This is a genomic window from Williamsia sp. Leaf354 (assembly GCF_001424365.1).
In the GTDB taxonomy this organism is placed as follows: domain Bacteria; phylum Actinomycetota; class Actinomycetes; order Mycobacteriales; family Mycobacteriaceae; genus Williamsia_A.
In genome coordinates this window covers 88,074-99,875 of record NZ_LMPL01000002.1, presented here as the reverse complement: position 1 = coordinate 99,875, position 11,802 = coordinate 88,074, and the positions used below count along the sequence as shown (strand labels likewise).

The following is an 11,802-nucleotide window of genomic DNA, read 5'->3' as shown; positions in this document are numbered from 1 at the left end:
CATGACAAGGAAACGACACACACCTGTCAGGAGTCAAGATGCGTTTCACTCATGACACCGAGCCGGCGCTGGTCGCGGTGACCGCACTGGTCAATTCCGGACGCACCGACACCGACACGCTGGCCACGACCGATCACCTCGGCGACTTCCTCGACACCCACGGCTACACCGGCCGCCACGACGGCGACCTCGCAGAACTGCAGGCGGTCCGGGCGCTGCGCGACCGACTCGCCCGGTTCTGGGACCTCGACCGCGACGCCGCGGCCGACGAGGTGAACCGGATACTCCGCGAATCGGGCGCCCGGCCGTTCGTCACACGCCACGACACGGCCGACTGGCACATCCACGTCACCGACTCGGGCGATCCGCTCGCCGACCGTATCGGGGCCGAGACCGCCATGGCGTTCGTCGACCTCATCCGCGCCGACGAGTTCGACCGATTGCGAACCTGTGTCGCCGACGACTGCGATTGCGTGCTGATCGACATGTCACGCAACCGTTCTCGCCGGTTCTGCGCCGAGCGCAACTGCGGGAACCGGGCCAGCGTGGCCGCCTACCGGGCTCGTCGATCGCAGGTCACGCGCTCCTGATCGACCTGTGGGGTCCGGAGCCACTCACCGCCCTCGACGACGTCGTGTGAGCCTTGTCGCGTGCGAGTCGGACGGATTGACTACCGTTGGCGTCGAGCACGGTCGCGGAGACCGACCCGATCGGTCGGATCTCCCCCACTCGGTCGAGCCCACGCGTGACCATCGTTTGCGGCAGCCCCACCGCACGTCGACTGACAGGAGAAGCCCATGAGCGCTACGACGGACGGACGACACCCACACCGCGTCGTGGTGATCGGCTCGGGATTCGGCGGCCTGTTCGGCACACAGCGCCTGCGCAAGGCCGATGTCGACGTCACCCTGATCGCCCGCACCACCCACCACCTCTTCCAGCCGATGCTCTACCAGGTCGCGACCGGCATCGTCTCGGAGGGCGAGATCGCCCCCGCCACCCGCGTCATCCTGCGCAAACAGGACAACGCCCGCGTGCTGCTCGGCGACGTCGAGTCGATCGACCTCGAGCGCAAGGTCGTGACCTCGCGGCTGCTGACCCGCCTCACCGAGACGCCGTTCGACAGCCTCATCGTCGCCGCCGGTGCCGCGCAGTCGTACTTCGGCAACGATCAGTTCGCCGAGTTCGCCCCCGGCATGAAGACCATCGACGACGCACTCGAGCTGCGCGGCCGCATCCTCGGTGCCTTCGAGCAGGCCGAGCTGTCCCAGGATCCCGAGGAACGGGCCCGACTGCTCACGTTCGTCGTGGTCGGCGCCGGACCCACGGGTGTCGAACTCGCGGGCCAGATCGCCGAGATGTCGGACAAGACCCTCAAGGACACGTTCCGCAACATCGACCCGACGAGCGCCCGGGTGATCCTGCTCGACGCCGCCCCTGCGGTGCTGCCGCCGATGGGCGAGAACCTCGGCACGAAGGCGGCCAAGCGGCTCGAGGGCATGGGCGTCGAGATCCAGCTCAACGCGATGGTCGTCGACCTCGACTACAACGGGCTCACCGTCAAGGACAAAGACGGCACCACCCGTCGCATCGAGTCGCAGTGCAAGGTGTGGTCGGCCGGTGTCGCGGCGAGCCCGCTCAGCAAGCAGCTCGCCGAGCAGAGCGGTGTCGAACTCGACCGGGCCGGTCGCGTGAAGGTGCAGCCCGACCTGTCGATCACGGGTCACCCGAACGTGTTCGTCGTCGGCGACATGATGTCCATCGACAACGTGCCCGGCATGGCGCAGGGCGCCATCCAGGGTGGGCGGTATGCGGCAGACGCGATCAAGGCCGGGCTGAACGGTCAGAAGCCCGAGGACCGCACCCCGTTCAAGTACCACGACAAGGGGTCGATGGCGACGGTGTCGCGGTTCAGCGCCGTCATGAGTGTGCCGATCCCGTTCACCTCCAAGCGATTCGAGACCGAGGGCTTCTTCGCGTGGCTGGGTTGGCTGGCGCTGCACCTGGTCTACATCGTCGGGTTCCGCAGTCGCCTGAGCACCATCATCGACTGGGCGGTGTCGTTCACCACGCGCAACCGGTCACAGCTCACCGTCACCGAGCAGCAGGTCTACGCGCGCACCGCGATGGACCACCTGCACCATCTCGAATCCGAGAACAAGGTCGACGAGGCGTCGGGCATCCCCGCAGCCGAGGCACCCACGCCCCCGGCAGCGACATCCACGCCCGGCACCGACGGTCACCAGACCGAGGGCACGACCGATGCGCAGGCCGAGGCGGAGAAGAACGTCGGCGACCCCTCGGTGGTCGAGAAGGAACGCGCCGAGGCCGGTTAGAGCGAGGCCACCGCGGAGCTCGCCTCGGCGAGCGACGCCGCCACCACAGTGGTGAGTGTGGCACCGCAGCGCAGGTCCAGTCGTGCGGCGACCGCGGTCGCCGAGACCGCCGACGGTCTCGGGTCCGGGTAGACGAACCGACTGACCAGCGCACGCCGCGACCGGTCGAGTTCGAGTCGATGTCGTAACGCCGCGGCGCCGTCGACGTCGACGTGCAAGCGGCCCGACCATCGCCCCGCGCCCTCGGTATGCCGTCCGATCTGCACGGTCTCCCCGATCGTCACCCTTGCGGTCGACGCCGCGTGCACGTGCGTCCGCGTGCGGTGGTCGGCATCGGCGGCGACGATCGTCGGCAGTGGGTCCACCACGAGTTCCGCCTCGTCGGCGACGTCGAGGGTCCATTCCGCATCGGAGACGGTCTCGTGGCGCGCGGGCAGGGCGATGGTGGCCGCGACGGTGTGCAGGTGCAGGCGTGCGCCGGCCTGCACCTGCACGCTGACGCTGATGCGGTCGCCGCCCAGCGGGGTGGCCGCGGTCGAGATGAGATGCACCCGGTCGACACCGGTCTGTCGCACCGCGAGTCCGCCCGTGGCGCGGATCAGCGGGGTCCGACCGCGGCGCGCGATGATGCACACGTCGGTGTGCATCAGGTCGTGACGCCGGCCACCTCGGCGAGCTGCGTGCGGACCCACGCGAGGACGTCGCTCGCGGCCGGGTCGTCGGTGAGGGAGATCAGCGCGGTGGGGCGGCCCTCGCGGACACGCGCGGCGTCGCCGGCCATCACGCCGAGGTCCGCACCGACCAGGGGCGCCAGGTCGGTCTTGTTGACCACCAGCAGATCCGAGAACGTCACGCCCGGACCACCTTTGCGGGGCACCTTGTCGCCGCCGGCGACGTCGATGACGAAGATCTGCACGTCGATCAGTCCGGTCGAGAACGTCGCGGTGAGATTGTCCCCGCCCGACTCCACGAGGATCAGGTCCAGGGGCGGGTTGGCCGCCACGAGGTCGTCGATCGCGTCGAGGTTGGCGGTGATGTCGTCGCGGATCGCGGTGTGCGGGCAGCCACCGGTCTGGACCGCGGTGATCCGTTCGTCGGGGAGAACGGCGTTGCGACGCAGGAAGTCCGCGTCCTCGGTGGTGTAGATGTCGTTGGTGAGCACGGCGACCGAGAGTTCCTCGCGCAGTTGGCGGCACAGTGCCGCCACGAGTGCCGTCTTCCCGGATCCGACAGGCCCACCGATACCGATCCGCAGGGCCTCCCCGGCGACGCGCTCCCGGCGCGGGCGGTCGTGATGGGTGTGGGGTTCACCGTCGATCAGATGCGGGGGCATGGTCACCATCCTCGTGTGTGGGTGCTGCGGGTGCGGTCGTGGGCTCGGTCATCTCAGGGCTAGGTCATCTCAAGGGCTCGGTCGTCCGTGCCCGGGGGTCAGGAGGCGAACAGGGGCATGTCACGCCGTTCGTGTCGTTCGGCGAGGACGTCGAAGACCGGGTCGGACAGATCGGCGAGTTCGAGCGCGGCCAGGTCTGCGGTCTCCTCGCACACCCCGGCGAGATCCATCGTGATCATCGCGACGTCGGCCGGGTCGAGGGCGAGCAGGCGTTGGCCTGCGGTCGCCGACCCGGTCATCGCCGTGTACAGCGAGACCAACGCCGTCTGTCGCGCATCGAGACCGCAGAGCCGCCCCACCGTCCCGGAGATCACCGGCAGGTGTGTCCGGCCCACGTGCGCGGTGAAGTCATGATGCGGCCACCGTCTCCGGGCCAGGCGCAGCATGCCGCGCCCCTGCGTCACCGACGCCGCCCGTGCGGCCGCCGACGGTGTGCGGGCGTCGGTCTCCCCTTGGGCGTCGGCCTCGTCGATCCGCCCCTCGGCGACCGCGGCGGCGATCGACGCGGCGACGAGCCCACCGGTGCGGACACGGTGTTCGAGGTGGGAGCGCAGGCTCGCGACATCGGTCACGAGACGATCGGCGACCGCCTGTTCGACGCCCGCGGAGTGCACGTGTCCGCCGACCGGCAGCCGGGAGTCGGCCAGGGTCAGCATCATCGCCAGTGGGATCGGGACGGCCATCAGAACAGGAAGTAGCGCTGGGCCATCGGCAATGAGGTCGCCGGCTGCTCCTCCCACACCTCGCCGTCGATGCGGACGGTGAAGGTGTCGGGATCGACGACGATGTCGGGGGTGGCGTCGTTGAGCGGCATGTCGGCCTTGCCCACCGCGCGCACGTTGCCGACCGGTGCGAGTCGCCGTCGCACACCGAGCCGGTCGGCGAGACCGTCGTCGAGTGCCTGCTGGGTCACGAAGGTCAGCGAGGTGTCGGCCGCGACCGGCGCCGAGGCGCCGAACATCGGGCGCGGCAGCACCGGCTGCGGGGTCGGGATCGAGGCGTTGGCGTCGCCCATGGCCGCCCAGGCGATGGCGCCGCCCTTGACCACCACATGCGGCCTGATGCCGAAGAACGCCGGCTCCCACAGCACGAGGTCGGCGAGCTTGCCCACCTCGATCGAGCCGATCTCGTGGTCGAGGCCGTGGGCCACCGCGGGACAGATGGTGTATTTCGCGACGTAGCGCCGGGCGCGGTTGTTGTCGGCGCGGGAGTCACCGGCGAGCGAACCCCGCCGGGACTTCATCACGTGCGCGGTCTGCCACGTGCGCAACACCACCTCACCGACACGTCCCATGGCCTGGGCGTCGGAGCCGATCATCGAGATCGCACCGAGGTCGTGCAGCAGATCCTCGGCGGCGATCGTCGACGGGCGGATCCGACTCTCGGCGAAGGCGAGGTCCTCGGGCACGCTGGGGTTGAGATGGTGGCAGACCATCAGCATGTCGAGGTGCTCGTCGAGGGTGTTCACGGTGTGCGGGCGCGTGGGATTGGTCGAACTCGGCAGGACGTTCGGATAGCTTGCGACGGTGATGATGTCGGGTGCGTGCCCGCCACCGGCACCCTCGGTGTGGTAGGCGTGGATCCCCCGGCCGGCGATGGCCCCGAGCGTGTGCTCGACGAACCCCGCCTCGTTGAGGGTGTCGGAGTGCAGGGCCACCTGCACACCGGTCTCGTCGGCGATCCGGAGGCAGGCATCGATCGCCGCGGGGGAGCTTCCCCAGTCCTCGTGCACCTTGAATCCCGATGCGCCGGCGAGGAGCTGCTCGCGCATGGAGTCGGCGCCGACCGTGTTCCCCTTGCCCAGGAGTGCGATGTTCATCGGCCAGTGATCGGTGGCGGCGATCATCGACGCCAGGTGCCACGCGCCCGGCGTGACCGTGGTCGCCTTGCTGCCCTCGGCCGGACCGGTGCCCCCACCGATGAGCGTCGTGATCCCGTTCCCGAGGGCCTCGTCCATGATCTGAGGCGCGATGAAGTGGACGTGACAGTCGATCCCGCCCGCGGTCACGATCTTGCCGTTGCCCGCGATGATCTCGGTCGACGGGCCGATCACGAGGTCGGGGTGCACACCGTCCATGGTGTCGGGGTTGCCGGCCTTGCCCAGCGCGACGATGCGACCGTCACGAATACCCAGGTCCGCCTTGATGATCCCCCAGTGGTCGAGGACGACGACACCGGTGATGACGGTGTCGGGGGCGCCCTCGGCGCGGGTGGCGCGGCCCTGACCCATCGATTCGCGGATCACCTTGCCGCCGCCGAACACCGCCTCGTCGCCGGCCAGCCCCGGTCCGCCGCAGCGGTCCTCGGTCACCTCGATGAGAAGGTCGGTGTCGGCCAGGCGGATCCGGTCGCCGACCGTCGGACCGAACAGTTCCGCGTATCGGGACCTCTGCAGCGACGCCATGTCAGTCCAGCCTTCCCGGCGGGTCGAGGGAGAGCCCGGGGACAACCCGGGCCCCGCCGATGGGGATGAGGTCGACGGTCATCTCGATACCCGGCTCGAAACGCACGGCCGTGCCCGCGGGGATGTCGAGTCGTCGACCGTGCGCCTGGTCGCGGGGGAACGACAACGCCGGATTGCACTGCGCGAAGTGGAAGTGGCTGCCGACCTGGACGGGTCGGTCACCGGTGTTGACGACGACGATCTGCGTGACCGGCGCTCCGGCGTTGATCTCGATCTCGCCGTCGTCGTCGCAGAGGATCTCACCGGGGATCACGCGGCTCTCACCGGCCGGATGGGCGGTCATGAGATCGGGTCGTGGACGGTGACGAGTTTCGTCCCGTCCGGGAACGTGGCCTCGACCTGTACGTCGTGGAGCATCTCGGGGACGCCGTCCATCACCTGTTCGCGGGTGAGCACCTCACGGCCCGACGCCATCAGCTCCGCAACCGATCGGCCGTCGCGGGCCCCTTCGAGGACGTGGTCGGTGATGACCGCGATCGACTCGGGGTGGTTGAGGAGCAGTCCGCGGCCCTGTCGGCGACGCGCCAATTCGGCTGCGTAGGAGATCATCAGCCGTTCCTGTTCGTGCAGTGACAGCCGCACGTGCCCTCCTCACCGACGTCGGTTCCCGCTCAGCGGATCGGAATCCCACCGACCGGGAGTCCTCATAGTGCCACGCGTCCGGTGGCCCGGCGCGGCGACGAGCGTGCCCTCACACCGGTCGGCGACCCGCGGCCAGTGCGGCCACACGGGCCGGGGTGATCGCGGGTGCGAGCGCGGCGACGTCGTCGTGGGTGAATGCGCCGCACGCCCATCCCCGCGCCACCACCGTGGCCATCGCCCGGGCGGTGGCCGGCTCGTCGAGCACGCCGGTGTCCGATCCCGATTCGGCCGTGCCGTCGCCGGTCACCCGCTCGAGATGACCACCGAGGCGGGCCGCAGCGGCCGGCATCGCCTCGGCGAAGAACGTCTGCACCGCCAACCATCGGGTCACCAGGTGTCCCGGGTGCATGTCCCAGCCCTGGTAGATGCCGCGTTCCAGGGAACGCCGCACCAGACGGTGGTGGCGTCGGAGGGCCGAGGCGACACGGTCGGGGTCACCGGTCGGCACGACCTGTGTGGAGCCGTCGCTCACCCACACCCCGGTCTGCGCGGCGGCGGCGAGCATGACGGCCTTGGCGTGGTCGGCGACGGGGTGTTCGAGCGATTGATGCGCCGACACCACACCCATCGCGGCGCTGTAATCGTAAGTACCGTAATGCAATCCGCTCAGTCGCGGACCTGAACGGTGGATGGCGGCGGCCACGGTGGCGGTACCGTCGAATCCGATCACCGCCTGCGGACTCTCGATCTGCAGCTCGAACCGGACGGTGTTCTCGCCGAGTCCGTGCGCGCGTTCGATCTCCTCACAGAGCGCGACCACGGCGTCGACCTGTTCGACCGCGCGCAGTTTCGGCACGGTGAACACGAATCGGTCGGGCACCCCGCCCGCGCCGGTGAGCACCATCTCCATGCTCCGCAGCCCGCGACGCCGTTCGGCCGGTCCGAGCCCCTTGCACCGCACCCCGGAGGTCAACCGCGGTCCGGTGGCGGTGCGTGACCAATGGGCGAGCACCTCGCCGGCCGCGCGGGCGTGGGCGTCCTCGACGTCGTCGGGTCGGTTGCCGTATCCGTCCTCGAGGTCGATGCGCAGGTCGTCGACGGGGTCGCGGCGCAACCGGGCGATCACGGCGTCGACCGAGGCATCGGAGGACAGTGCGACGAGCACCGGACGGTTCGCCTCGGCGATCGACACCGCCTCGGTCGACCACAGTGAGAGGGTGTCGCTCGCCACGACGTCGGCGCCGACGTACACGGTGTGGACGGGTTGTTCGTCGACGCGCACATCGGGGTACATGGCGTCGAGTCGAGCGTCGACGGGGTCGAGGATCGCGTCCATCCGCTGCGCGGCGCGATCGGTCAGGCCGGTCATCGACGTCACCTCAGGACGGTCGGTTGTCGAGATTCTGCAGACGGACGCGACCCTGGGCGACCAACCGGTCGTCGGCGTCGGTGATGTCGACCTGCCACAGCTGCTGCGAACGCCCGCGATGGATCGGGACGGCCCGGCCGGTCACCCGGCCGCTGCGGACCGCTTTGAGGAAGTCGGTCGAGTTGTTGACCCCCACGACGCTGGCCGGCAGGCCTTTGTCCTGCAACCACTTCGCCGCCGACACCGAGGCCAGCGATTCGACGAGCGCACAGTACGTGCCGCCGTGGACGATCCCGTAGGGCTGATGGTGGACGGCCCCGGCCTCGAAGCTCGCGACGGAACCGTCTCCGCTGATCGTCGAGTAGTCGAAGCCGAGGGTGGCGTCGAGTCCGCTGGTCACCATGTCGGTCATCGACAGTTCGTCTGCCACGGGAACTCCTTCGGGGGTCGGATGAGGTGACCCTATGCCACGACCGCGGCGGGGAAACGGAGCGGAAAACCGACAGGCCCCACACCGGGGGTGCGGGGCCTGCCGTGGCGTGGACCGGGGGTCTCTGCAGCCCTCAGGACGCTCACGCGGTCCGACGTTGTGATTAAGATAGGCTACCCTTATCGACTTCGTCAAGTGGGTCGACTAACTGGCCGTCGCGGCCAGTATCACGATCGCGGGGCCTGCGGTGACGCCCCGCACCGCATACATCGGTAAACTCGGAAGGATGAGCGGTTTGGGTGATCTGGAACGCGCGGTCATGGACAATCTCTGGTCCAGCGACCGCCCGCAGACGGTGCGGCAGGTACACGCAGCGCTGTCACGTGACCGCGAGCTGGCCTACACGACCGTGATGACGGTGCTGCAGCGCCTGGCCAAGAAGAACCTGGTCACGCAGATCCGTGACGACCGCGCTCACCAGTACTCCCCCACCCACCCGCGCGAACACCTCGTCGCGAGCCTCATGGTCGACGCACTGAGCGAGGCCGACGAGTCGACATCGCGCCACGCGGCGCTGGTCTCCTTCGTGGGCCGCGTGGGCGCCGACGAGGCCGACGCCCTGCGACGCGCTCTCGACGAACTCGAGGCCGCCCGTCCGGACTCCGGAAGCCGCTGACCGGGCAGTCGCATCTGTGCCTGGAGGACATGCTCTCCCGGGTAGAATGGCGGTGTCACCCGCCGCGCACCGCGACCCGTAGGACTCACTGATGACCGCCTTGGTATTCGGGCTCTTCGCCCTGATCCTCACCGGGCCGGTCGCCGAGTGGCTCTCCCGGGCACGGTGGACACTGCGTGCCCCGCGAGCTGCCATGACCCTGTGGCAGGCGGTCGCGCTGGCCGCCGTGCTCTCGGCCTTCAGCTGCGGACTCGCCATCGCCTCGAACCTGCTGGTCGTCGGACCCGACGGACGGCCGACGACGAACCCGCTCGACGAGATCGACTCCCTCGGCATCACCCTGTGGCTCGTCTACGTCGGTGTCTTCGTCCTCACCCTCGTCATCGGTGCACGCCTGATGTACACCGTCGTGCGGGTGGGCGTACGCACCCGCGCGCGCCGCTCGGCCCACCGCCAACTGATCGACCTGCTCGACTGCGTCGACCGCAGCCGCTGCGATCGGCAACTGTTGGCCCGCGACGTCCGCATGCTCGAGGTCGAGCAACCCATCGCCTACTGCCTGCCCGGACTGCGGCAGCGCGTCGTGCTGAGCGAGGGCGTCATCGCCCGCCTGAACCCCGACGAGCTCGAGGCCGTCATCACCCATGAGCGCGCGCACCTGCGTGCCCGCCACGACCTCATCCTCGAGGCGTTCATCGCCGTGCACGCTGCGTTCCCGCGCTTCATCCGCAGCAAGTCCGCACTCGGTGCCGTCCAACTCCTGGTCGAGGTCCTCGCCGACGACCACGCCGTGCGGGCGACGGGACCCACGCCGCTCGGTCGGGCCCTGGTGGCGTGCGCCGATTCGGTCGCACCGCGCGGGGCGCTCGCCGTGGGCGGCCCCACCACCCTCACGCGCGTCCGCCGCCTCACCCACGACGAGCCCGCACGCACCGCCGCACTGACCGCGTACGTGTGCGCGGTCGGCATCCTGGTGCTGCCCACCCTCGCGGTGGCCATCCCCTGGCTCACCGAGCTCAGTCGACTGCTCACGGCCTGACCCTCGCGACGCATCTCCGCGGCGCGACGGAATAGGCTGGGTGACATGACACAGAGCACATCGGCTGACACCTCCTCGGGCACTGCACGCGCACAGATCGGTGTCACCGGTCTGGCGGTCATGGGTTCCAACATCGCCCGCAACTTCGCCCGTCACGGGCACACGGTCGCGCTGCACAACCGGAGCATCGCCAAGACCGACGCCCTCATCGACAAGCACGGCTCCGAGGGTGACTTCGTCCGCACCGAGACCATCGAGGAGTTCATCGCCGCGCTGGAGAAGCCGCGCCGCGTGCTCATCATGGTGAAGGCCGGTGACGCCACCGACGCGGTGATCGGTGAGCTCGCCGACGCCATGGAGGAGGGCGACGTCATCATCGACGGCGGCAACTCCCTCTACACCGACACCATCCGGCGCGAGAAGGAGATGAGCGACCGCGGGCTGAATTTCGTCGGCGCCGGAATCTCCGGTGGCGAGGTCGGCGCGCTCGAGGGCCCGTCGATCATGCCCGGTGGCCCCAAGGAGGCCTACGAGTCGCTCGGCCCGCTGCTCGAGTCGATCTCGGCACACGTCGACGGCACCCCGTGCTGTACCCACATCGGCCCCGACGGGTCGGGGCACTTCGTGAAGATGGTGCACAACGGCATCGAGTACGCCGACATGCAGCTCATCGGCGAGGCCTACGACCTGCTCCGCAAGGCCCTCGACCTCCCGGTCGACAAGATCGCCGACGTCTTCCGCGAGTGGAACTCCAGCGACCTCGAGAGCTACCTCATCGAGATCACCGCCGAGGTCCTCTCCCAGACCGACGCCGACACCGGCAAGCCACTCGTCGACGTCATCGTCGACGCCGCCGGCCAGAAGGGCACCGGCCGCTGGACGGTGAAGTCCGCACTCGACCTCGGCGTCCCGACCACCGGCATCGGCGAGGCCGTGTTCTCCCGCGCCCTGTCGAGCGCACTCGACCAGCGCAAGGCCGCCAACGGACTGGAATCGGGGACGCTCGGCGCGGCGCCGACCGACACCGAGCAGTTCATCGACGACATCCGCTCGGCGCTCTACGCGTCGAAGGTCGTCGCCTACGCGCAGGGCTTCGACCAGATCGCCGCGGGCAGCAAGGAATACGACTGGGACCTGCACCCGGGCGCGATGGCCACCATCTGGCGCGGCGGCTGCATCATCCGCGCGCAGTTCCTCAACCGCATCGTCGAGGCGTACGACGAGAACGCCGACCTGCCGAGCCTTCTGCTGGCGCCGTACTTCCGCGACGCGGTCGAGAAGGCCGTCGACAGCTGGCGCCGCGTGGTCGTGACCGCGACCCAGATGGGCATCCCCGTGCCGGCGTTCGCGTCGTCGCTGTCGTACTACGACGCGTTGCGCGCCGACCGCCTGCCCGCCGCACTGACCCAGGGTCTGCGCGACTACTTCGGCGCGCACACCTACCAGCGCATCGACAAGGAGGGCACGTTCCACACGCTGTGGAGCGAGGGCCGGACCGAGGTCGAGGCCTGAG

General features: G+C 69.4%; 13 protein-coding genes. 5 read left to right on the top strand and 8 right to left on the bottom strand.

Features of this window, described 5'->3' with window-relative positions:
* Positions 1–38 precede the first annotated feature (38 nt).
* Entirely contained in the window at positions 39–590 is a 552-nt protein-coding gene (locus ASG12_RS08525) for a CGNR zinc finger domain-containing protein (protein ID WP_055788138.1), read from the top strand.
* A gap of 207 nt (positions 591–797) precedes the next feature.
* The gene (locus ASG12_RS08520; protein ID WP_055788135.1) at positions 798–2,336 is read left to right on the top strand and encodes an NAD(P)/FAD-dependent oxidoreductase; all 1,539 of its coding nucleotides are present in this window, start codon (positions 798–800) and stop codon (positions 2,334–2,336) included.
* Here ASG12_RS08520 and ASG12_RS08515 read toward each other — a convergent pair.
* The 8 genes from ASG12_RS08515 to ASG12_RS08480 all read right to left on the bottom strand — a co-directional run bounded on the left by ASG12_RS08515 (position 2,333) and on the right by ASG12_RS08480 (position 8,574).
* Positions 2,333–2,983: an urease accessory protein UreD gene (locus ASG12_RS08515; RefSeq protein WP_055788133.1), complete on the bottom strand. Its 651-nt coding sequence runs from the start codon at positions 2,981–2,983 to the stop codon at positions 2,333–2,335. The genes ASG12_RS08520 and ASG12_RS08515 overlap by 4 nt on opposite strands.
* The gene (gene ureG / locus ASG12_RS08510; RefSeq protein WP_045822977.1) at positions 2,983–3,669 is read right to left on the bottom strand and encodes an urease accessory protein UreG; all 687 of its coding nucleotides are present in this window, start codon (positions 3,667–3,669) and stop codon (positions 2,983–2,985) included. Before ureG ends, ASG12_RS08515 begins: the two co-directional genes overlap by 1 nt.
* A 98-nt stretch (positions 3,670–3,767) precedes the next feature.
* Positions 3,768–4,412: an urease accessory protein UreF gene (locus ASG12_RS08505; protein ID WP_055788130.1), complete on the bottom strand. Its 645-nt coding sequence runs from the start codon at positions 4,410–4,412 to the stop codon at positions 3,768–3,770.
* Positions 4,412–6,133 carry an urease subunit alpha gene (locus ASG12_RS08500; RefSeq protein ID WP_055788127.1) on the bottom strand — a complete coding sequence of 574 codons (1,722 nt, stop codon included), beginning with the start codon at positions 6,131–6,133 and terminating at the stop codon, positions 4,412–4,414. Before ASG12_RS08500 ends, ASG12_RS08505 begins: the two co-directional genes overlap by 1 nt.
* A gap of 1 nt (position 6,134) precedes the next feature.
* Positions 6,135–6,476: an urease subunit beta gene (locus ASG12_RS08495; RefSeq protein WP_055788124.1), complete on the bottom strand. Its 342-nt coding sequence runs from the start codon at positions 6,474–6,476 to the stop codon at positions 6,135–6,137.
* Positions 6,473–6,775 carry an urease subunit gamma gene (locus ASG12_RS08490; protein WP_045822884.1) on the bottom strand — a complete coding sequence of 101 codons (303 nt, stop codon included), beginning with the start codon at positions 6,773–6,775 and terminating at the stop codon, positions 6,473–6,475. Before ASG12_RS08490 ends, ASG12_RS08495 begins: the two co-directional genes overlap by 4 nt.
* 109 nt (positions 6,776–6,884) lie before the next feature.
* Positions 6,885–8,144, bottom strand: coding sequence for a DUF6986 family protein (locus ASG12_RS08485; protein ID WP_055789344.1), 1,260 nt, complete (start codon positions 8,142–8,144; stop codon positions 6,885–6,887).
* Between the two features lie 10 nt (positions 8,145–8,154).
* Complete coding sequence (locus tag ASG12_RS08480; protein ID WP_420835174.1) at positions 8,155–8,574, bottom strand: PaaI family thioesterase; 420 nt, start codon at positions 8,572–8,574, stop codon at positions 8,155–8,157.
* A 286-nt stretch (positions 8,575–8,860) separates the two neighbouring features.
* Here ASG12_RS08480 and ASG12_RS08475 point away from each other — a divergent pair, with 286 nt between their 5' ends.
* The 3 genes from ASG12_RS08475 (at position 8,861) to gndA (ending at position 11,801) form a co-directional block, all read left to right on the top strand.
* Positions 8,861–9,250 carry a BlaI/MecI/CopY family transcriptional regulator gene (locus ASG12_RS08475; RefSeq protein ID WP_045822885.1) on the top strand — a complete coding sequence of 130 codons (390 nt, stop codon included), beginning with the start codon at positions 8,861–8,863 and terminating at the stop codon, positions 9,248–9,250.
* Between the two features lie 91 nt (positions 9,251–9,341).
* Complete coding sequence (locus tag ASG12_RS08470) at positions 9,342–10,289, top strand: M56 family metallopeptidase (RefSeq protein ID WP_055788121.1); 948 nt, start codon at positions 9,342–9,344, stop codon at positions 10,287–10,289.
* 45 nt (positions 10,290–10,334) lie between these two features.
* Positions 10,335–11,801, top strand: coding sequence for an NADP-dependent phosphogluconate dehydrogenase (gndA, locus tag ASG12_RS08465; protein ID WP_055788118.1), 1,467 nt, complete (start codon positions 10,335–10,337; stop codon positions 11,799–11,801).
* The last annotated feature ends 1 nt before the right edge of the window (position 11,802 follow it).